General features: G+C 41.6%; 21 protein-coding genes. 6 read left to right on the top strand and 15 right to left on the bottom strand.

All coding sequences use genetic code 11. The features are described from left to right. Window position 1 precedes the first annotated feature (1 nt). The 9 genes from JMY05_RS08260 to JMY05_RS08300 form a co-directional block, all read right to left on the bottom strand. Window positions 2-898: a type II secretion system protein N gene (locus JMY05_RS08260; protein ID WP_201614801.1), complete on the bottom strand. Its 897-nt coding sequence runs from the start codon at window positions 896-898 to the stop codon at window positions 2-4. Beyond that, a complete protein-coding gene (gene gspN, locus JMY05_RS08265) occupies window positions 899-1,726 on the bottom strand; it encodes a type II secretion system protein N (protein WP_201614802.1) in 828 nt (275 codons plus the stop codon). It lies immediately after the preceding gene. 330 nt (window positions 1,727-2,056) lie between these two features. Next, on the bottom strand, window positions 2,057-2,380 hold the full coding sequence (locus JMY05_RS08270) for an H-NS family nucleoid-associated regulatory protein (protein WP_045444316.1): 324 nt from the start codon (window positions 2,378-2,380) through the stop codon (window positions 2,057-2,059). 430 nt (window positions 2,381-2,810) lie between these two features. Further along, window positions 2,811-3,248, bottom strand: a complete 438-nt coding sequence (locus JMY05_RS08275) for a BLUF domain-containing protein (protein ID WP_045444313.1) — start codon at window positions 3,246-3,248, stop codon at window positions 2,811-2,813. Window positions 3,249-3,310: 62 nt separating this feature from the next. After that, window positions 3,311-3,829, bottom strand: coding sequence for a BLUF domain-containing protein (locus JMY05_RS08280; protein WP_227676075.1), 519 nt, complete (start codon window positions 3,827-3,829; stop codon window positions 3,311-3,313). 113 nt (window positions 3,830-3,942) lie between these two features. Continuing rightward, on the bottom strand, window positions 3,943-4,554 hold the full coding sequence (locus tag JMY05_RS08285; RefSeq protein WP_201614805.1) for a hypothetical protein: 612 nt from the start codon (window positions 4,552-4,554) through the stop codon (window positions 3,943-3,945). A gap of 693 nt (window positions 4,555-5,247) precedes the next feature. Continuing rightward, a complete protein-coding gene (gene ssb / locus JMY05_RS08290) occupies window positions 5,248-5,871 on the bottom strand; it encodes a single-stranded DNA-binding protein (RefSeq protein ID WP_045444307.1) in 624 nt (207 codons plus the stop codon). A gap of 264 nt (window positions 5,872-6,135) precedes the next feature. Further along, window positions 6,136-6,747: a DUF3833 domain-containing protein gene (locus tag JMY05_RS08295; protein WP_201614807.1), complete on the bottom strand. Its 612-nt coding sequence runs from the start codon at window positions 6,745-6,747 to the stop codon at window positions 6,136-6,138. Window positions 6,748-6,883: 136 nt separating this feature from the next. After that, window positions 6,884-8,248, bottom strand: a complete 1,365-nt coding sequence (locus tag JMY05_RS08300) for an MFS transporter (protein ID WP_201614809.1) — start codon at window positions 8,246-8,248, stop codon at window positions 6,884-6,886. A gap of 675 nt (window positions 8,249-8,923) precedes the next feature. Between JMY05_RS08300 and uvrA the strand changes: the two genes are divergently transcribed. Further along, complete coding sequence (gene uvrA / locus JMY05_RS08305) at window positions 8,924-11,830, top strand: excinuclease ABC subunit UvrA (RefSeq protein ID WP_201614811.1); 2,907 nt, start codon at window positions 8,924-8,926, stop codon at window positions 11,828-11,830. 316 nt (window positions 11,831-12,146) lie between these two features. After that, window positions 12,147-12,413 (top strand): hypothetical protein, encoded by a 267-nt coding sequence (locus tag JMY05_RS08310; protein WP_045444304.1) that lies wholly within the window; start codon window positions 12,147-12,149, stop codon window positions 12,411-12,413. A 77-nt stretch (window positions 12,414-12,490) separates the two neighbouring features. On the opposite strand, the gene JMY05_RS08315 is transcribed toward JMY05_RS08310, so the two are convergent. The 3 genes from JMY05_RS08315 to JMY05_RS08325 all read right to left on the bottom strand — a co-directional run bounded on the left by JMY05_RS08315 (window position 12,491) and on the right by JMY05_RS08325 (window position 15,549). After that, a complete protein-coding gene (locus JMY05_RS08315) occupies window positions 12,491-14,248 on the bottom strand; it encodes an NACHT domain-containing protein (protein ID WP_045444301.1) in 1,758 nt (585 codons plus the stop codon). A 116-nt stretch (window positions 14,249-14,364) separates the two neighbouring features. Continuing rightward, on the bottom strand, window positions 14,365-14,583 hold the full coding sequence (locus JMY05_RS08320; protein WP_227678142.1) for a DUF503 family protein: 219 nt from the start codon (window positions 14,581-14,583) through the stop codon (window positions 14,365-14,367). Between the two features lie 111 nt (window positions 14,584-14,694). Further along, on the bottom strand, window positions 14,695-15,549 hold the full coding sequence (locus JMY05_RS08325) for a M48 family metallopeptidase (RefSeq protein ID WP_045444298.1): 855 nt from the start codon (window positions 15,547-15,549) through the stop codon (window positions 14,695-14,697). A 524-nt stretch (window positions 15,550-16,073) separates the two neighbouring features. Here JMY05_RS08325 and JMY05_RS08330 point away from each other — a divergent pair. The 3 genes from JMY05_RS08330 (at window position 16,074) to gorA (ending at window position 18,902) form a co-directional block, all read left to right on the top strand. Further along, window positions 16,074-16,862 carry a threonine/serine ThrE exporter family protein gene (locus tag JMY05_RS08330; protein ID WP_045444295.1) on the top strand — a complete coding sequence of 263 codons (789 nt, stop codon included), beginning with the start codon at window positions 16,074-16,076 and terminating at the stop codon, window positions 16,860-16,862. Window position 16,863: 1 nt separating this feature from the next. Beyond that, entirely contained in the window at window positions 16,864-17,316 is a 453-nt protein-coding gene (locus JMY05_RS08335) for a threonine/serine exporter family protein (RefSeq protein ID WP_010201359.1), read from the top strand. Window positions 17,317-17,546: 230 nt separating this feature from the next. Beyond that, complete coding sequence (gene gorA / locus JMY05_RS08340) at window positions 17,547-18,902, top strand: glutathione-disulfide reductase (RefSeq protein WP_045444292.1); 1,356 nt, start codon at window positions 17,547-17,549, stop codon at window positions 18,900-18,902. 79 nt (window positions 18,903-18,981) lie between these two features. Here the strand turns inward: gorA and JMY05_RS08345 are convergent, their stop codons facing one another. Next, the gene (locus tag JMY05_RS08345; protein WP_045444289.1) at window positions 18,982-19,443 is read right to left on the bottom strand and encodes a DUF2846 domain-containing protein; all 462 of its coding nucleotides are present in this window, start codon (window positions 19,441-19,443) and stop codon (window positions 18,982-18,984) included. Between the two features lie 85 nt (window positions 19,444-19,528). Then, entirely contained in the window at window positions 19,529-19,897 is a 369-nt protein-coding gene (locus tag JMY05_RS08350; RefSeq protein ID WP_045444286.1) for a hypothetical protein, read from the bottom strand. 198 nt (window positions 19,898-20,095) lie between these two features. On the opposite strand from JMY05_RS08350, the gene JMY05_RS08355 reads away from it, so the two are divergent. After that, the gene (locus JMY05_RS08355) at window positions 20,096-20,308 is read left to right on the top strand and encodes a hypothetical protein (protein ID WP_045444283.1); all 213 of its coding nucleotides are present in this window, start codon (window positions 20,096-20,098) and stop codon (window positions 20,306-20,308) included. A 30-nt stretch (window positions 20,309-20,338) separates the two neighbouring features. Here the strand turns inward: JMY05_RS08355 and JMY05_RS08360 are convergent, their stop codons facing one another. Then, window positions 20,339-20,962 carry a GNAT family N-acetyltransferase gene (locus tag JMY05_RS08360; protein WP_045444279.1) on the bottom strand — a complete coding sequence of 208 codons (624 nt, stop codon included), beginning with the start codon at window positions 20,960-20,962 and terminating at the stop codon, window positions 20,339-20,341. Between the last annotated feature and the right edge of the window lie 8 nt (window positions 20,963-20,970).

Consider the following 20,970-nt stretch of genomic DNA (forward strand, 5'->3'; position numbering starts at 1 on the left):
CTTAAAACTGCTGACGAATGGTAATGACTTGATCGCCGCGTTGTACCTCTATTTGCGCCTCACCTGATTGCTGTACCTGTTGCAGCACACTAGCATCTTGGGCAGGATTGCTACCCACGCTTTGACCATTAACCGTTAGCACTTTATCACCTGGCTCAAGCCCTAGTCGATTACGCAGCTTTGCTGGCATTGCAGGCGTTACTTGATAGCTTTCCCCTGCTGCCATAACCCCCATCCTACTCAAATAACTGGCGGGGTTTTCTTGCAATTCTGTGACCGCCTCATCAATAGCAGACTGGGGGCTACTGTCACTGCCTGTCGCAGCGGACTCCTCCTCAGTATTTTGTGTAGGCTGAGGGGCGTTTGGCAACATGCTGTTCTCTGGCAAGCGCTGATTACTGACGGCACCTGCGATCATGTCACTTTGGTCTAACGGCATCGCGGCTGGCATGCTAATGACGGTTTGCTTGTCGCTAGCATCAGCGATGACAACCGAGTTCCAATCGACAGCGACAAGGGTATAGCCACTGTCTTTTAGCGCATCACCGATTCGATAGTTTTTCACTTCACCATTGACATCCAGTAGTGCCGAGGACATGCTCTCTGGCATTGCTAACAGAACGCCTTTTAGATTGACATTGGGCGATGGCTGCACTGCTGCTGCAATAGGATCAGGGTCTGCAAAAATAGCAAATAATCCACTATAGTCCTTGCCAGATGCCGATGTATTTTGCAAAGGTGCTGGTGGCAACATCGGTGCCAATGGTGCGGCGAGCAACAACCATAGTAATCGAGCCGCTGTCCAGCATAACCAAGCAACAGCCAATAACAATACCCAACCTGAGAATCGATTAAGGGTGTTAAGCACAGGTTTTAAAGTTGTAGAAACATTCATCATCTAGCGTGTCCCCAGCCCATTTAGCAGCGGCTGACGCACACTGACGACTGGGGTATCTTGGGGTGCTTGCCCTTTATACTCAGGCATACTTTCTAATAAACGCTGCGTCAAACTGACATCCAACATATTATCGCCATCGATATATAAGTCGCCCAAGCGCTTATCTTGATTGTTTAATAAATTGATATGAAGCAGGTTTTTATTGTTTTTTTGCTCGGCACTTAACTCAGCACGCATCGCAGGCATGGTCAGATAAAAAACCTTGCCACCACTAGGATAGCCTATCTCACCGCCGACCCATGTCAGCTGACCATCGGCTTGAGTAAAACCAGATGGATTTTTTGTTGAAGCGTTTTCTGCGGCGGCACTTGAGCCAGACTGACGGCTGAGCGAAACGTTATTGACCTGAATCGGTGTATTGGGCAATTTCCAATCAACAAAATTTGCCAACGTCTCAGGTGCTATCTTGCCGCTCATATTATCCACTTGCCATGAGTTGCTGCCTATTTTTACTTGTCCATTGAGGCGGGTTTGTGCTGAATTAATATCGACCTCTGCACTTATCTTACCCAATAACAAATGCCATGGCTGCCACGACCATTCTGCCGTACCTGTGAGCGGTGTGGCTGCTAAAGGCATCTGCCAAATAACGGAGCCTTGCCATAAATTACCCGACACATGCTGTACATAAGGCGTTTCGGGAGCATACTTTTCAAGCAGCCACGCCGCTGGCATTTGCAACACAGCAAATAATGCAAATAATACAAACCCAACCAGCCACCACAGCTTACGAGGGCGCTTATGAGACGACGCAGATACTTGGGGCACGGTTGCATAACTCTTATATAAGACAAAAACGTCATTATCATAACAAACAATGGCATACAGATGACAGAAAAAAAGCCAGTATCTTTTTACCAAAATAATGGCAATAAAGATACTGGCTTTTATCAGCTTCTAAGACGAAAGGACTATCACGATCAAACGCTATGATTGCACACAAATCATGAGAAACAAGCCCGATGATCAGAGTAGATGTAACATGGTGCTTTTTTAAAACAGAACTCATTTAAACAAGCGCTTATTTTAGATAGCCTTTAGTAAAAATTGCACCTTGCTAAATCTAAACCGACATCATCCTGTTAACCATTACACTATCTAGATAGCAAAATCTTCGATACTACGACCTGCTGCTAGCGCTTCAACCAACCACGTTGGCTTGCGACCACGGCCAGTCCATGTTTCTTCGTTATTGTCAGTATTGCGATACTTGATGCTACGTTTTTTCTCTAGCGTTTCACCAGCTTTTAGAATTTCTTCGATAGAGGCATTACTGTCTTCTGCAATTTCCTCAAACTGCATATAAGCGTCATACAAACGCTGATGTTGTTTTTTGGCAATAAGCTGCTGGGCATTTTCAGTGATGGCACGTAGCTCATCAACGTTCATGTTTTCTAAATCAATGGCGGTATTTTTGCTCATAATAAATCCAACTGTAAGATAAAAAATATAACCTTAATAGATATTATTCACTATTAAGAACTAAGAATGACTTATTCATCATTAAATACAACGATGAATGTCACAAATCGATATTTTTTCAACCAAATAAAATATTGTTAGCCACAATACCTAAGGGCGTAGATAATATAAACAAAAAACCTTGCCATCACAACAGTAGATTATTATTTGTTCTATAACAAAGGTCAGTGAATAGTAAAATCGGGTAAATGAAAAACCACTATTTATTTAATAGTTATTCGTAAACAGTTATTAATTTTAAGATAAAACCAGTCTCTATAAACAATGTCCTAAAAACCGTTAAACGAATAACTCAGCAAACATAAATCCATAAAAAATAGCAACTGATTGTTTCCATATATATCTACCGATTAGTTAAAAGCGCCATTCATTAATCATGCTGATCGCTAAGCTCATTCATCAAATTATAGGCTGCTTCGGCGCTCAATAAATAGGGATTAAAATCAATCGTTGTCGAATATTTTAAATAAATCGCCGCATTTTTCTCAGTCGGGGAAGCATAATTCATGGACCATTTAGACCATGCTCGATGTTTTAACTCACGTGTTTCAATAACCTGTAAGTCATGATGACGCGGATCAGCAATTAAACTATATAACAGACGATTGATCTGTGCTCTTGGCCCTTCAATGGTTTGCAAAAAATAATCTTTATTAAACGTCAGCATACCAGTGATGCCATTGGTAGCATTATTTACTTGTGCTTGCTGCAAGATTTCGTTGAAGTCGTTGGCCGATACATCTGGGTTGGCACGGCTAGCGTATGTCATGCTCATCAAAATGTGTGCATCTTCCATTGCTGATGTCATATCTTATCTCTTGTAAAATGTCATGGGTGTGATGGTTCTTGGCGTTTATAAACGTCAGTCAATTAGCCAATAGAAAACCATGGTTTCTTCTTTTTGGCGGCGCTCACGGCTTCTTGCTCTTGAAGGTCTGATAACGTCTCAATCAACATCATGATTTGATTGGTGTTCATCAAATAAGGATTAAACTGAGTACCTGTCGAAAATTTGAGCGCAAGTCCTTTGTTTTCATCGCTCGGAATCAAATACTTCATTGACCATTTACTCCAATGGCGCAGCTCTACTTCACGGCATTCGATGACTTGTAAGCCATGATGCCGATTATCTTTAACCAGTTTTCTGAGCAATTCATTGATGACGGGTCTCGCCCCTTCAATACTTTGCAAAAAATAATTGTGATTAAATACCAAAGCACCCGTAATACCATTGCGCTCATTGTTTTGCTGAGCTTGTGTCAGGATGCGCGTTACTTCACCTTTGGGATTGTCGGTGTTATAACGGCTAATATAAGTTAAACGTAAAATAATATGCTCGCCATGATGCATTTTTAGGCGATTTAATTCTGAAAGCTCAGCTGATTCCACAAAACACTCCAATTAGTTTGCTAAATTTTTCACCTATCACCACCCAGCTACTGTCTTTTATAACCGAGTATTTGTGGTATAAGTCATTTTTTATAACATAAGTCGCGTATATATTAACGTTGAATTTTTTTGATAAAATCATTCATGCCGCGTGATAAATTACTGCTACTGGTGCTCTGTATTTCTTTGACCAAGCTCAATAATTGCGAGCTATCCGCGCATTGTTCTAAACTCAACAAGTAACCCCAAGCTTCTACTGGTGGGGCGTTTTTTTCAATATAGTTAGCCAACTCTGACTTTATCGTTTCGTAGCTCGCACCAGACAACCTAGCCTTGAAAATACTACTGATTGATTTCTTGCCTAATGCTGCCATTTTATTGAGACCTTTATCATTAAAGGTGCGATCAAACTCTGTCTCAATATTTCTTTCAGACGACGATGCTTGAGACTGATCAGCCGCCGATGCTTGCGGCGCAGTGGACATTTGAGAGGCAGCATTATCAGCGCCCACTATCTCTACACATTCAAGCCCTAACAGCAACTCAAATAGTGGTGCAACACCGCCAAAATCGGCAAACATTTTGCTACGATCAAGCGTATCAAAATAGCTTTGATACGTGCGTTTGCCATCAATCATAATGAGCAATGTTCTTGCTTCACGCGGCAATATGCCGAGACTCTGAGATTTAATCTCTTCTCTGCCCAAATCAGTTTTTTGAAACACATCACCATCTTTCATTCTTTGTACTCAGCACTAGCAGTAAGGTGGGCACTTTTATAGTCAATTGATTATAAAAGCGTGACAGCTTTAACCTTTCACATTGAACCAACCCTGTCCTAAGCAGTCGACCAGATAAATTTTTATTATTTCAGCCATTAAACAGTCAAATTTTGACTTTTTATTGGTTAATAAAAATTACTTTAAATCAAAGCCCCACATTTAATATTGTTTGAATTATTGATTCGAGTGGATTATATCAACCCATTTAATGAACCGTTAGCACTAATTAAATCCAATAGAACAGACGGTCTATATAGGATATGAAAGGTAGTTTTCATAAATTTCAATATAAAATTTGATAAGATAGTGAGAATAAAAAAATCGATAAACTCAATGAGGCAGGCTACTGTTTATCCGCTTTATCTTCTTACTAAATCGTTTGCTGACCAATAATTAATTTTCTATTTTTTCAAATAACTATCAGGTTATAACTATAAAAACCAACAAACGTTTTACTTTTTTAGCGAGATAATATCGCAATTGACAAAGTCTATTTTTCTTAACGTGCTCACTCTCATACGACCTTTATGCGCACTATAGAAAATTTATTTTTTTAAGTCATTTATCACTAGCCATAAAAAAACCCTGCAATTGCAGGGTCTTCTATAGATTATTCTTAACAGATAACTCTTATCATCAGAACGGAATATCATCATCGACAGGACCGTCTGGCATTGCTGTCGGCTTTGACTGTGCAGGCTTTTGCGCAGGTTGATTGAACTGATTCTGCTGAGCAGGTGCGCTTTGATTGTTAAAGCTGTTTTGACCACCTTGAGTAGCTGACTGGTTATAACCGCCTTGCTGTGCTGGCTGATTGTTTGCTTGCTGACCAAAGTTGTTTTGATTGTTTTGACCACCTTGATTGCCATAGCCACCACCTTGACCCTGATTTTGACCGCCAAAGCTATTATCACTTTGACCACCAGTCGCACCATCTAGCATTTGCATTTGCTCAGCGCGAATCTCAGTAATATAACGGTCTTGACCATTGGGATCTTGATATTTACGAGTACGCAAACTGCCTTCGATATAAACTTTACTGCCTTTACGCAAATACTGCGCGGCAATTTCACCCAAACGATTAAATAGAGAAATACGATGCCACTCCGTCGCTTCTCTTTTTTCGCCACTTTGCTTGTCGGTCCACTGCTCTGACGTTGCAACCGAAATATTGGTCACGCTACCGCCGTTATTAAATTGACGTGCCTCAGGGTCTGCTCCAAGGTTACCGATGATGATAACTTTATTAACTCCGCGCATGATACCGTCCTTTTACTTATGAATAATTTTATGAATCGCTTTAATGACTGTGCAGCTAAGCGCATTCATTAATGATTTTACTGTAATCAATTTTTATTTAAATATCTACAAGCTATCTATTAAAGACGACAATCTATGTCGTTTAGATATATATTATAATTTTTGGGTTTAAAAAACCATGATATTGCTATTTTGCCATTTTATTAAGCGAATTAATACTATTACCAGTTACTGACTTATCAACTCACTCTGTCCTTTAGAAACTTATTTAGAATCATTGGTCTCATTATTGCGATGCATACTCAAGGTGACGCTACCCAGCTCTACGCCAAATTTTTTCATGACTGAGCGATTGAGCATGACGTTTTTATCAACCAGATACATCCAGTCATCAAAATTCACTTTGTAGGTTTTATCCTCAACGGGTAGCTCTAACAAGTAATTCCAATGCAAGGTATTGCCAACCACTTTCCCTGTTGCCTCGCCAATGACATCGCCTGCTGTGCCTTTCCAGCTACCATCAGCTTGTTTGGTCAATCGCCAGATACGCTGTGATTTTGACCCATCTGCCCATGCGAACTTCTCATCTAAAACGATGACATTATCGCCTTCGTGCGTGGCATCAATATCGACGTAAAAACGTTTTTTGACCTCGCCATTGCGACCTTGAAACATGCCCCAACCATCGATTTGACCTGAGAAGAACTCATGCATATCGAGCGTCGGCGTGCTGTTCTGATAGGCCTGAATGTTTTGTGTGGCGCAACCTGAGAGTAGTAACGTGGCTGATAGACCAGCACCTATTGCCAGCTTGGCCATTACTCGAGGCGCAATATTTTTCTTAACACCACCAGACAACATCGTAAACTTACTCATATTAATTCCTTTTAAATAGAGATAAAGATTTAGCGTTCACTTATTAATAATAGCTGTCTATCTAGTCGTTGTCTGCTCAGTTTTTGCCTATTCAACCTTATCTCTACTCGCCTAAGTACGTTGTCCATACCCTTTGTTAAATATCTAGTGGACTTTGTGCCAAACTCGATAACTGCATGCGCGAGTCATCTGTCAATTGTGTCTTGTCTAGCTTGAGATAGGCAACTTGCTCTTTCGCCATCACGACCAGCTCATCCACGCCATCTACCGCCAGCATTTGCCGTGACCAGTCCTGAATATTGATGTCTTTAGGAATGGTCACGGTGGTACTTGATAAATACGGTGGCTGAGCAATCGGAATGATAATGAGCAGAGCAGCGGCCATAATAGCGGCCAAAATACCCCACGCCAGCAAATTCGGCTGACTTAATAACAACCCGCCCATTGCTCCACCGACAAACGCACCAAAGAACTGGCTGGATGAGTTAAGCCCCATCGCTGTGGCTTTATTGGCGACTGGGGCGCGCTTAGATATCCATGATGGAATCGTTGCCTCAAGCAAGTTAAAGCCCATAAAGTACAGCAGCAGACCTAATATAATACCAACGCCAACCTGACTGCCAATGGCCAATATCGCTAAAGCAGCGGTCATTAACGCAATCGCGCCTAAGAATACTTGACGCATTTTGCGTTTCTTTTCAGCGATGATAATAAAAGGAATGGCGACGGCAAAACCAATAAATAACAGCGGCAAATAAACCAAGCCTTGCTGACGTACCGACAGCCCCATCACTTCATTAAGCTGATGCGGCAATATCACAAATATCGCCGTCATGGTTAGATGCAGAGCAAAGATACCGATATGTAAACGGTTTAAATCGCCAATTTTTAGGACGGTCGCTAATTGTTGACCAATCGATTTATTGTCTAAATTGTGTTTAAGCACTCGTAGCGGTGTCGGCACAAACAACAGTAATAGCATCGCCAAAACAGCAAAGCCTGAGGTCAACCAAAATAAACCAGAGATACCCAGCGAGCCAACCAATAACGGACCAAAGGCAAAAGCGAGCATGATAGAAGTCGCAATGGTCAAGCCCATCGTCGCCATCGCTTTGGTACGCATTTCTTCGCGCGTTACATCAGCCAATAACGCCATCAATACCGCAGAAACCGCGCCACTACCTGCCAGTGCTCGACCAATAATGACCTCGTAAATATCAGTCGCATTTGCCGCAATGATACCGCCTATGGCAAATAAGATCAGTCCTAAAAAGATAATCGGCTTACGCGGGAACTTGTCCGCAGCAAGACTCATGGGTATCTGAAAAATCGCCTGTCCCAGTCCATAAATACCGACCGCCAAACCAATCAAAAACGGCGTCGCGTGCGTATAATTGTCACCATATACAGAAAACACAGGCACAATCATAAACAGACCAATCATCCGCAAAGCAAATATACCACCGACCCCGAGGATTGCCCGTTTTTCTACGCTATTCATACTTGCCTCACTGGTTCGTCATTGCTGATTTATCACTACTGCGCTGCTTATACTATTGTGATGCTATCAAGACTTTAGCTACAAATTAAGCCCACTAGTATAAGACATTCGCCGTTTGCGTGCCGAGACTTTTGTCTTATTGGTGCAGCCTCCCATACCTCTTCAACCCAAGCCATTCATATTACGCGATTATTTTGTTACCAACTACATCGGATGCGCAATCACACCTTGAATAATGCAGCCGCCATGACAATAAAGTAAGGCGTCATAAACATTATTACTCGTCAGCTAGAGCGATCGCTTAGATGACAAACTCCTCTATAAAATGACATTTTGGTCAAAACCATGACAAAAGGTGACTACTACTTAACATTGATTTGATTTAGATTTGCTTAGTCATACGAAAACCAATCGCCTCAAAGGCTGTAGAATAAGAAAACAGCAAAATGAACGCCAAGTAGCATACCGCTCAGCAATAAAAATTAAAACAGTAAATTAGGCATCTATAGCTCTCACTTCATCAACGTATGAACACTTTATAAAAATATTATTTATAACCATATTATAAACTTACGAAATATTCACGTTTTTAACCAACCATTCTATTGATCTGTATTTAGCTTTTAATTTGAGATATTTTCAATCCCCTTTTAGCAAATAGGAAACCTAACACCGATGGCACACGAGTATATTAAGGTTCGCGGCGCACGCACTCATAATCTAAAAAATATCGATTTAGACATTCCACGCGACAAGTTCGTAGTAATTACGGGTTTATCAGGCTCTGGTAAATCGTCATTGGCATTCGATACGCTGTATGCCGAAGGGCAACGTCGTTATGTCGAAAGCTTATCGGCCTATGCACGTCAATTCCTCTCACAAATGGAGAAACCTGACGTCGATAGTATCGAAGGCTTGTCGCCAGCGATTGCTATCGAGCAAAAATCAACCAACCATAACCCGCGCTCAACGGTCGGAACCATTACCGAAATTTATGACTACTTGCGTCTGCTCTATGCGCGTATCGGTACTCCCTTTTGCCCAGAGCATGGTGAACCGATGGTTGCGCAGTCAGTGACTGAGATGGTCGATCAAGTCATGGCACTGCCAGATGACACCAAACTTATGATACTTGCGCCAGTGGTTCGTGAGCGCAAAGGTGAGCATACGGTGTTGCTTGAGCAACTGATTGGGCAAGGATTCGTCCGCGTACGCGTCGATGGCGATGTGTATGATACCGATGAGCTGCCGACACTGGATAAAAAGAAAAAACATACGATTGAAGTCGTGGTCGACCGCTTTAAAGTCCGTGACGACTTAGGCAACCGCGTCGCTGAAAGTTTGGAGACTGCGCTACGTTTAGGTCAAGGTCTGGTCACGCTACACTTTATGGATGGCAATCCAAAAGAAGGCGGCGATGCTAATCAGGTCATGTCAGCCAAGCATTCTTGCCCTGTTTGTGATCGCGCAGTTTCTGAGCTTGAGCCGCGTATGTTCAGCTTTAACAATCCGTACGGCGCTTGTCCAAGCTGTGATGGTCTCGGTAAACGTCAGTATTTCTCAGCCGAAAAACTGATTACCCATCATGAAAAATCACTCAATCAAGGCGCGATTAATGGTTGGGATAAGCGCCACGCCTATTATTTTGGCCTACTCTCTACCGTCTGCAATCATTTCAAAATTGATATGGATGCCCCGTGGCAAGATTTGCCAAAAGAACAGCAAGACCTGATTATGCAAGGCTCTGGTAAAGAAAAGCTGACGTTTAACTTTACTGATGAGCGCGGTCGTAAGACCAATAAGACCGTGCCGTTTGAAGGGGTGCTGCCTTATTTAGAACGCCGTTATGCCAAGACCCAAAGTAATCTAGTGCGTGATGAGCTGGCTAAATATTTGGCGGATACCACTTGTAACGTCTGCGATGGTGCACGTCTGAATGAGATCTCACGCAATGTCCGTGTCGATGACCAAACCATCGCTCAAATCGTCAAGCTCTCTATCGGGGACGCCGCTGACTATTATAAAACGATAAAAATTGGCGGTCACAAAGGTGAAGTCGCTGAAAAAATCTTTAAAGAAATCAACGAGCGTCTAAACTTCCTCGTCAGTGTCGGGCTTGATTATCTATCGCTTGCCCGCTCTGCTGAAACGCTATCGGGCGGTGAAGCACAGCGTATTCGCCTGGCTAGCCAAATTGGCGCAGGACTAATGGGCGTGATGTATGTACTTGATGAGCCATCGATTGGTCTGCATCAGCGCGACAACGACCGTCTGCTAAAAACTCTAACGCGCTTGCGTGATTTGGGTAATACCGTACTGGTCGTTGAGCATGATGAAGACGCCATTCGCCAAGCAGATCATGTGATTGATATCGGTATTGGTGCAGGTGTACATGGCGGTCATATTATCGCTCAGGGCACGGTCGATGACATCATGGCAAACAAAGAATCGCTGACTGGACAATATATGTCTGGTAAGAAGAAAATCGAGATTCCAAGCATTCGTCATAAAGCCAAAACCATCGATGTGGAAGTCAAAGGTAAGGCTAAAGCTCAAAGAGTACCGATGACGATTGAGCTAAAAGGTGCCTCAGGTAATAACTTGCATGATGTAGATTTGACCATTCCCATTGGTATTATGACTTGTGTGACTGGTGTCTCAGGTTCGGGCAAATCAACTTTGATCAACCGTACCCTTATGCCATTGGCAGCGACTCAGTTAAACAATGCCTCAACGCTCATCGCGGATAAGCATGACAGCATTAGTGGTCTTGAGCATTTGGATAAAATGGTCGATATCGATCAAAGCCCAATTGGTCGTACACCGCGCTCAAACCCAGCGACTTATACCGGCGTGTTTACCCCTGTGCGCGAGATGTTTGCCCAAACGCAAGAAGCACGCGCCCGTGGTTACAAACCGGGTCGCTTTAGCTTCAACGTAAAAGGCGGACGCTGTGAGATGTGCCAAGGTGATGGTCTTATCAAGGTTGAGATGCACTTTTTGCCAGACATGTATGTGCCGTGTGATACCTGTGAAGGTAAGCGCTATAACCGCGAGACCTTAGAGATTCACTATAAAGGTAAAAATATCGCTGATGTGCTCGATATGACCGTAGAAGATGCCACTGAATTCTTCTCAGCCATTCCAGCGATTTATCGTCGTCTGCAAGCATTGATGGATGTGGGTCTTAGCTATATTCGTTTAGGTCAGTCTGCACCGACGCTATCAGGTGGTGAAGCGCAACGTGTTAAATTAGCGCGTGAGCTCGCGAAGCGCGATACGGGACAGACGCTCTATATCTTAGATGAGCCAACCACTGGTTTGCATTTCCATGATATCGATAAATTGCTGAATATCCTGCATGCGCTGCGTGATAAAGGTAATACTATCGTCGTCATCGAGCATAATCTTGACGTCATCAAAACGGCGGATTGGGTGATTGATCTAGGTCCTGAAGGTGGTAAAGGTGGCGGTATGATCATCGCTGAAGGGACGCCTGAAGAAGTAGCTGAAGTCACAGAATCCTACACGGGTATATTCTTAAAGCCGATGCTAGAGCAAGGCATGAAAGAAGTTAGCTAATACAAGTTAGTGAATAATTGATAAAAGGCCACTCTTGATAGGGTGGCCTTTTTTATTGGCTAATATAAGGCTTTGTCCAATCTGCACACTATATATCTTTATTAAGATATCAAGATATATAGCGCGTTGCGTTACCTTTCTTAATCTTTATTAAAGATACTTAAACGTTGATTGTATTAATATTTAAATAGTTAGATATGATGCGTAGACGCATACGATATAGAAATATCTGGTTAAAAGCCATATAGCAATCATAGCACGTACACACTGACACGGCTAACCCCTACATAATCCCTAAAACTCTCAAGGAATTCTTATGAAAAAATTACTGTTCATTGTCTTAGCATCTACTGTTGGCATTAGTGCCTGTGCGTCAAACGGCACATCAAATGGCTCAAACGATCGCAACCATCAAAGACCTGCGATGTCAGCAGACATGAAACAAGCTATGAATGATTGTGCTCAACGAGTTGGCGTAAAAATGAATAAAGACAGTCGTCCAAGTAAAAATGATATGAAGAAAATAGATTCATGCATGAGTGCAAAAGGGTTTGAGAAGCCTGCAGGCCAAGGTCGTCACTAATAACTGGTATTTGTTAGATGATCATTGATGAAAGGCCACTCTTTAGGGAGTGGCCTTTTTTTGCGTTCATCATTGTCTTATATATTTAAATATTTTCTATATTTGCTCGAGTCTTTCTTATCAATAAATCTCAACATATATTCTCTATGTTCTAAAATCTTCTTCTCAAGCTTCTGTAAACTACTTAGTATCTTTGAATACTCTTCTTGGCTAAAAACCTCCTTGATTTTTTTACTTCTTTCCAAATCAATATTAGAAGCTACACTAAACGTATTGATGCGCTCCCTATACGCTTCAGGAGACAGCAAAATCATAGCTATATCTCTATACAACATATTAAAATAACTGTAAGGTCTCTTATAAAAATCCTTAAAGACAAAATCTATTCCTATATTTTCTTCCATCTCAGCAACATCAAATTTTGTATAATATAGAAAATCTATTAATGTATTGTATTCATTATTGATGCTGAATTTATCAATGTAATCATTAAAAATAGGCAAAGCAAAATTTTTATAGAAATAGTAAGTATCCATACTCTCTAAAAAACTTATAATATTGTGTTTACCTTGCCAAAAACTAAAAGTACAGTCTTCATAGAACTCAATTTTCATTTCAGGTTGATTATAGACAAATGAAGCATAATAAAATTCTTGGATGCTTTTATGAATGAAGGTATAGTCGAGACCATCTTTCAAAATCAAACATAAATTTCTGGATAAATCCCTTAGAACTAGTCTAGGATTATCCCTTATATTTTGGTTATCAAGACATTCTTTTATTACTTCAATCGCTTTACTATCATCAAATACTAGGATATCCATACTAAAGGTAATGAAACAAAATTCTTCAAAAATCTCTTGTAGTTCCACTTCGTTCAATCCACTATTTGCTTCTCTTCTAAATCCTGGTTTTGTCTTATCGTGACGAGATATCAAAATTGTAAATAAATTTTTATAAAACTCATGCTGATTGGTTAGTATTTCTAGACTTCCCCTGTAATTCATTACGAAAAGAGTAACCATCAAAGGAGTCTTAAGTAAGTCTTGAATCTCTGTATTGCTGTCTTTAATAGCTTGTTTGAGTAGCTTATTACTCTCACTATCTTCGACCAATTTATCAATTAACAAACTTTGCTCATAAAAGCGATACTCTGATAGCTTGAATACCTTTAAGTAATTGGATCGCTGAATATCTGCGTCTGGTCTTGAGCTAACAATAATTTGCATGTTTGGATAACGCTCACACCATCCTTCAATTTCGTTAAGCAACTTTTTTACTTTGTCATTAGGCACTTCGTCAAAGCCATCTAAAAATAGTACTAACTTGCCTGTCTTAGCGACTCTATCAAAATCTGACTCTTCAAACTCAATTATCCAGTTATTAATTTGCTTACTTAGAGCATTAGTTAATGTATCGTTATCATCCAAGCGGCGCAGCTCATAAAATAACGGGATACGTTGTCCCTGCCTTGCTTCTTGAGAAGTTAAATAACGCATGAAAATAGATTTACCTTGCCCCACTGTTCCTTCAAGAACCATAGACTGTTTACCTATATCAGTCACAAAGTTAATAGAAGTATTTATATTTTCAATCCTAGTAGGTATATAAAAACCATATAAATCTATACTATCATCGCCTTTATAAATGGTTTTGACTTTAGTAACCTTAGTAATTCTATCAGCTAGATCACCAAGAGCTTGTTTAAGCTTATGTTCATCGTATTTATTTCTTCCCTTTTCAAATACCCACCCGAATGCTTTCTTTGCTGGCTCCTTGAGGTTTTCTATTAAATTAACTCCTAACAATCCAGCCACTGCTGCTTCAGCCAACATAAACAAAGTTCCCTTTGAAAAATAAAAATAGATTTACTAATAAATACTAGTGAAAGTGATTGTATCACCACTATCAAAATAGTGTATTAGACGCTCACTACTTCACTAACCCCTATCTAAACAAACTCCCTTTCAACATTCATCACCCGCGCATCTACCGTACGTTCTAGCTTTTCCTCAATCTGACTACATTGCGACTCGACCTCACGTTTAGACAGTCCAACGATCACAAACGTCCATTCACTGGCATCATGCCGATCACGCTCGCCACTTTCACAAACCCCAACGCTTAGCGTATTGCTAAATGAGTACAGCTTGCTACACCTAACCCTCAAGAGGAAAGATAAAAATCAAACCAGCCACTTTTCAATATTTCTTCGCAAAAAAAGGCAAGTCTTTTGACTTACCTTTTTGGGCAATATTTACATTTGATAGCATTTACTGAATTATTTACGTTTAATGGTTCTAGTCGTTACTCCAGTCGTTGGCCCACTAGTTGCATTAGCAGGTGCTTTCGCAGCCGCTTGATAAACTGGCGTAACCTCAGGTAAAAGTGCCTGAATTTTAGCGATACGCTGCCCAGAGTTTGGATGGGTAGACATTAAAGTAGCTATGGTGTTGCTACGACCATTGGCAGCCTCCATTTTTTGCCATACTGCAACGGCAGCTTCTGGATTGTAGCCTGCCTGCGCCATCAAGCGTAGACCACCCGCATCGGCTTGTGACTCCTGACTACGAGAAAATGGCTTATCAAGTCCGTAGTCACTAATCAAACCCAACGCATCATCACTTAACCCTGTTCTTGACTGTAGTTCGGCACCACCTAACTGCAGCGCTAAGCCGGTCAGAATTTTTTGCCCAGCATCTTTTTTACTGTGCTCAGATAACGCATGGGTCATTTCGTGTCCCATGATTGCCGCGATCTCTGCATCTGTTAACTGTAATTTTTCTACAATACCGGTATAAAAAGCCATCTTCCCACCCGGCATTGCCCAAGCGTTTAATTCAGGTGACCGTATAACCGTGACTTGCCAATCAAAAGGGACGCCTGTTGTATTAGCGCGAATGGCGTAGGGTTTCATACGATTAAAGACGTTTTTAACTCGAATGGCGGTAGCAGAAGTATTATCTACCGCGCCTTGACTACTGGCTTTAGAGACCACTTGAGAGTAACTTTTAGCCGCATCAGTATTTAATGTAGCCGTATCGTACCCTGCCATATCGGCGACCGTAGTACACCCTGCTAAAGTAGTAATAGTAGTCAGCAATAGAGCATTTTTTATGTTATGAAAACTGGTCATTAGACGTCCTGGTTGAGAGATGCAATTGAGTTAAATAGCTAAGCTACAGGCAATGAATTGATAAACTTAACATTCCACGATCGAAATTCATATCTTGCAACACATTAATTGAGAGCGATACGTCATTGAGAACGTAACTAAAATTCAATCAATATGTAATTATGATGTAAGTAATGTGTCTAAATTATCGAGAAAGAGATTATCACTATAGAAAACAAAAGTCTATTAATTTTATAATCTATTATTTGTTTGATATCACAAGCCCCAGCCAATCTTCATTTGACGCCTACAACTTTATTCTTTTAGTTAAAATCGCTGCTCAGAGAGCATCCTGCAATAGATCCCACCTAAATAAACGCTCGTATCACATTGATCACTCACGCAGCTACCGTCCGTTCTATTTGCTCTTTGCCAAAAAAGTTTATAATTTATAGTAGCATCAAACATAATGTCCGATAATGTCTGCGCGTCAGCTCCCAGACCCTTTATAATAGCGTATCAATACCAACCTGCGTATCTCACCCATGACCTCTATCAGCTACGTAAAGCAGCAGCGCATTACTCGACTATGCGTGCGCTGCGGCTTACTCCTTATGCAGTATGGCGCTGAGTCTGCCGTAGTCGTGGACTTATCCAAACGTTTAGGGCTTGCGTTGGGGATGAACAGCGTCGAATGTTCGCTGAATTTTAACGCCATCACCCTGACGACCATCTGTGACGAGCGCTGTATCACCACCACCAGAGACACGATCAATCAAAGCATCAATGTCAATTTATTGGTGCAAATTCAGCAAATTATCAATAAAACTGAAGCTACCGTCGATAGTACCGATTTGATTGACCGCACTACCCTTGCCTTTGATGAGTTAGATAAGACCGTATACCCAACGTGGCTAGTGGGCATATTTGTTGGTGCGTCTTGCGCAGCGTTTGCGTATCTAAATGGTGGTAGTTGGTCAATTACCGCCGTGACATTTATTGCGGGTATGGTAGCGATGTTCACCCGTATTTATCTGTCCAAACACCACTTTAATCCTTTTATCACCGTCATTGTGACCGCTTTTATTGCTTCTTTAATTGGAGCGACGACCTACTATTTTGATATTGGTAATAATGCCGATATTGCGGTTGCCTCTAGCGTCTTGCTACTGGTGCCCAGCTTTCCTTTGATCAATTCTTTCTCAGATATCTTAAAAGGCTATGTCAATATTGGCGTTGGGCGTGCGGTATTTACCTATATGCTCACCCTATCCGCGTGCGTTGGTATCGTGATGGCGCTGGTTTTACTACGCATACAGCATTGGGGGTTTTGAGATGTGGTTCATTGAAACTGTGGTGCTTTCATGTATTATTACCCTTGGTTGGACGCTCATGTTCAGCGTACCCAAACGCTATATTTTGCCTTGTTTGCTGATGACTGCTTTTGGCTTCGGGTTAAAGACTGCTCTCGTTTATCAGCATGTGCATCTCGTGGTTGCCAGCTTTTTTGGGGCGATGCTTGCCAGCTTTTTGGGCGTGTATTTTTCTAAGAAATATACCTTACCACCCAAAGCACTTATCTCGCCTAGTGTCATTTGTATGATGCCCGGTATCGCCGCTTATAAGGCGATGGTCAGTATGGTGCAGATTGGTTATTTTGGCTTTTCAGACGAGTTATTTAGCCAAATGATGGTGTACTTATTTGAAGCGTTGTTTGTGACCTCAGGATTGGTACTGGGTTTGTCTATTCCAGGACTATTATTTTATAGACGACGTGCCATTGTTTAAGTAAGTTTAGATGAGTCCAGTTGGGTTTAGATAGGATGATTAGATGTCAAGCTATTTTTGCCTAAATGCTTTTATATTCTGATGCTAGCTGGTACATCCTCATAAGCAAAACCTTGTAAGATTAATAATGATACCCATTACAATAGAGTTCAAAATAACAGAATTAAAAAATAATAGACGGCAAAATTGCACCAATATGCATCAATACGTCCTGAATAAAGAGACTTAATATGACAAAACATTATGACTATATCGCCATTGGCGGCGGTAGCGGTGGCATTGCTTCCATCAACCGTGCGGCAAGCTATGGCAAAAAATGTGCCATTATCGAAGCCAACCAACTGGGCGGCACTTGTGTGAATTTGGGCTGTGTACCTAAGAAAGTAATGTGGTATGGCGCGCAAGTTGCCGAGGCTATTCATAAATATGCGCCAGACTATGGGTTTGATGTGGATGTTAAAGGTTTTGACTTCCAAAAACTGGTGCAGAGCCGTCAACAATATATCGAAAACATTCATCGCTCTTATGACAATAACTTAGCCAAAAATGGCGTAGAAGTGATCAAAGGCTTTGCCAAATTTGTCGATACCAATACCGTAGAAGTGAATGGCGAACTGATTACCGCTGACCATATTTTGATTGCCACCGGCGGTCACCCGATTCAGCCTGATATCAAGGGCGCAGAATACGGCATCGACTCTGACGGCTTTTTTGCGTTGAATCATTTGCCAAAACGCGTGGCAATTGTGGGAGCAGGATATATCGCTGTTGAAATCGCAGGCGTGTTGAACAGTTTGGGCGCTGAGGTACATCTGTACGTACGCCAGCACTCGCCGCTGCGCTCATTTGACCACAGTGTGGTAGAGGCATTGCTGATAGAGATGGAGCAAGACGGTATTCAGTTGCATACCAATACTACGCTCACGGAAGTCAATAAAAACGAAGATGGCAGCCTGACTTTGTGTACCGAAAATGGCAGCCTAGACACGACAGATTGTTTGATTTGGGCGATTGGTCGTGCGCCATCGACAGACAATATCAACCTGCAAGTGACGGGTGTGGAAACGAACGAAATTGGCAAAATCAAAGTCGATAAATTCCAGAACACCAATGTTAAGAACATCTATGCGGTCGGCGATATTATCGAAAACAGTGTAGATTTAACACCCGTGGCGATTGCCGCCGGTCGACGCTTATCCGAGCGCTTGTTTAACAACAAGCCTAATGAGCATTTGGACTATACGTTAATACCGACGGTGATCTTTACCCATCCTGCCATCGGTACCATTGGCTTGTCTGAAATCGACGCGGTTGAGCGCTATGGCAAGGACAATATCAAATGTTATAAATCGACCTTTACCTCTATGTATAGCGCGGTGACCCAGCATCGTCAGAAGTGTATGATGAAACTGGTGTGCTTGGGCGATGAGGAAAAAGTCATTGGTCTACACGGTCTTGGCTTTGGTGTCGATGAGATGATTCAGGGCTTTGCGGTCGCCATCAAAATGGGCGCGACTAAAGCGGACTTTGACAATACAGTTGCCATTCACCCAACTGGCTCAGAAGAGTTTGTGACAATGCGCTAGTTTGATAGAAAGACTGGGCTAAATTAGTAGAAAGGCTACCCCTAATGAGGTAGCCTTTCCTTATAGATAATGAATTGCACTACTTGCTACAAGTCCCTTTTATGCCGAGTTTGAGGTCAGCGATTGCTTCCCTGCCTTCACTTTCAGGTACCAGTTTAACACCCGCACCACCAACAATTAAACCTGGCTTAATATATTGTTTTACAAAGTAGTTATTACCCGCTGTCGTATCAATCATTAAATCGTTAGGAGAAAATTCAGATTCGGTAGAAACTTTGTGCGGCATATTGCCCAGTACTTCATGATAGAAAAAAGTGCCTCGTGCAGTTTCACCAATACATTCATCATCTACCCACACATCTTTCTTTAGAGCTCCACCCACCACACTATTGCTACGATAAATATATAGACCAGCATTGTTGGCACTAGGTGCTTTCACTTGCTTGAGTACGCTAGATACTTCGATATTTTCAGTGGGTACAGAAGCACAACCGGCAAATAGTATTGATGTAATCGTTAGAAAAGCGATTTTTTTTAGCATTTTATTTCTCTAAGAATAAAGTAAATGTGACTTGAAATTTCTGATGATTTTATTATGAGTAACTTTAAAAAAACATAGCTCTGCTTTAATTGCCTAATACCCATTCATCGTTCACTTGATAAACCTTGAAATTGGTCTTGTTAGTGCGGCTCTCCCCCGCGATTGTCTGAGTGATATCAGCGGTACACATATAAGTATTGTCGCCCTCAACAGTATCACAGTTGATATTTTCGACGCGTTCAAGCTTTGGCATCATACCTTCCATCATGCTACTCATGGCTTTTGCCATCTCATCATTGCCTGCGTTCGCCATTGCATCATCCATCATGCTATTGGCTTGCTCGTATTGTGCTTCGATTAGGCCTTCAACTGTGCTTTCAGAAGGTGCATTAGAGCATGCGGCAAATAGCGGTGTCAGTAATGCGATGACTGCCAGTTTCTTTAGATTAGTCATCTCAATCTCAATGTATCTATAATGTTACTTCACTATACAGAACTACCTCGAAATGCCCAACTTAGTTTTAGAATATAAGTTCAAATTTATGATGAATAGCTCTTATAATGCAAGTGAGATGAAAGAATTAAAGTACGGCTCATACTGACAGCACATTCACGATACTGCTATGATGCGCTTAACAATGACCGCTGAGAGATGACTGTGTGGCAGGTGTACTTTTTTATATTACCGATTGGTCTGGGAATTATGACCTTGGCAGCAAGTTTGTTGTTTTTGTTTGCTTATCTGATGTCTGATGACAATGCCACGCGCTTGCCCGCTTTTAACTGGTTCAAGCGCTTAATTATCGTGGCATTTATCTTGCTAAGTGTTGGGCTGTTTATGACCTTTGGTCATTTTTGGGGTTAATAAAATCAGCCTTTAAACATTCAATATTCTTTAATGAACCATTTTTTCTAATTCTAACAATTCCAAATCCTCACGTTTTGGGTCACCATTATTGCCGTCATTTGGAAATGGCATTTTATTACCATTTAGCTCATAACCTCGGCGCTGATAGTAAGCCAACAGCTCAGGACGATGACTCAAAATGGACATGGTCAAACGCGCAGTGTTTTTAGTTACTGCTTGCCCATCTGACTGTAGATGACGAGTAGCAAAGGTTTCTGCCGCTTGCAAAATCACATTGCCAACGCCCTGCCCCTGCAACTCTGGATCTACTGCAAACATGCCGATGTAGGCTTTGTTATTTGAGTCAGCATCGGTTTTGATATCGACAGCGATACAACCAAGTATCTCACCCGTTTCCTCTCCATCACGGTCGCCCGTGGTCGTTTTTGGATAGACAAAGTAATAATGATTAGGGTCATTAATCACGGCAGCGAGCTCAGCTGACGTGGTTCGAATACCACCAATTAAATCCGCCTCATTGGTCCAACCTGCGGTCTCGCGATAACAGCGATTTAATAATTGCTCAAGTGCACTAATATCATCGGCTTGCGCTTGTCGTAAAAACACAGACTCTCTATCCAAGTAGTTTTTATCTATAGTGTTTTTATTCATATTATAAT

This window comes from Psychrobacter sp. JCM 18902 (genome assembly GCF_904846615.1).
In the GTDB taxonomy this organism is placed as follows: domain Bacteria; phylum Pseudomonadota; class Gammaproteobacteria; order Pseudomonadales; family Moraxellaceae; genus Psychrobacter.

Excerpts from the sequence above, each read along its gene's own strand:
- JMY05_RS08330 (WP_045444295.1), top strand. The coding sequence starts at position 16,074 with ATGACCTCTATCAGCTACGTAAAGCAGCAGCGCATTACTCGACTATGC.
- JMY05_RS08260 (WP_201614801.1), bottom strand. The coding sequence starts at position 898 with ATGATGAATGTTTCTACAACTTTAAAACCTGTGCTTAACACCCTTAAT.
- JMY05_RS08275 (WP_045444313.1), bottom strand. The coding sequence starts at position 3,248 with ATGACATCAGCAATGGAAGATGCACACATTTTGATGAGCATGACATAC.
- JMY05_RS08325 (WP_045444298.1), bottom strand. The coding sequence starts at position 15,549 with ATGACCAGTTTTCATAACATAAAAAATGCTCTATTGCTGACTACTATT.
- JMY05_RS08335 (WP_010201359.1), top strand. The coding sequence starts at position 16,864 with ATGTGGTTCATTGAAACTGTGGTGCTTTCATGTATTATTACCCTTGGT.
- JMY05_RS08345 (WP_045444289.1), bottom strand. The coding sequence starts at position 19,443 with ATGCTAAAAAAAATCGCTTTTCTAACGATTACATCAATACTATTTGCC.
- uvrA (WP_201614811.1), top strand. The coding sequence starts at position 8,924 with ATGGCACACGAGTATATTAAGGTTCGCGGCGCACGCACTCATAATCTA.
- JMY05_RS08295 (WP_201614807.1), bottom strand. The coding sequence starts at position 6,747 with ATGAGTAAGTTTACGATGTTGTCTGGTGGTGTTAAGAAAAATATTGCG.
- JMY05_RS08315 (WP_045444301.1), bottom strand. The coding sequence starts at position 14,248 with ATGTTGGCTGAAGCAGCAGTGGCTGGATTGTTAGGAGTTAATTTAATA.
- JMY05_RS08355 (WP_045444283.1), top strand. The coding sequence starts at position 20,096 with ATGACTGTGTGGCAGGTGTACTTTTTTATATTACCGATTGGTCTGGGA.
- JMY05_RS08300 (WP_201614809.1), bottom strand. The coding sequence starts at position 8,248 with ATGAATAGCGTAGAAAAACGGGCAATCCTCGGGGTCGGTGGTATATTT.
- ssb (WP_045444307.1), bottom strand. The coding sequence starts at position 5,871 with ATGCGCGGAGTTAATAAAGTTATCATCATCGGTAACCTTGGAGCAGAC.
- JMY05_RS08360 (WP_045444279.1), bottom strand. The coding sequence starts at position 20,962 with ATGAATAAAAACACTATAGATAAAAACTACTTGGATAGAGAGTCTGTG.
- JMY05_RS08270 (WP_045444316.1), bottom strand. The coding sequence starts at position 2,380 with ATGAGCAAAAATACCGCCATTGATTTAGAAAACATGAACGTTGATGAG.
- gorA (WP_045444292.1), top strand. The coding sequence starts at position 17,547 with ATGACAAAACATTATGACTATATCGCCATTGGCGGCGGTAGCGGTGGC.
- JMY05_RS08350 (WP_045444286.1), bottom strand. The coding sequence starts at position 19,897 with ATGACTAATCTAAAGAAACTGGCAGTCATCGCATTACTGACACCGCTA.
- JMY05_RS08310 (WP_045444304.1), top strand. The coding sequence starts at position 12,147 with ATGAAAAAATTACTGTTCATTGTCTTAGCATCTACTGTTGGCATTAGT.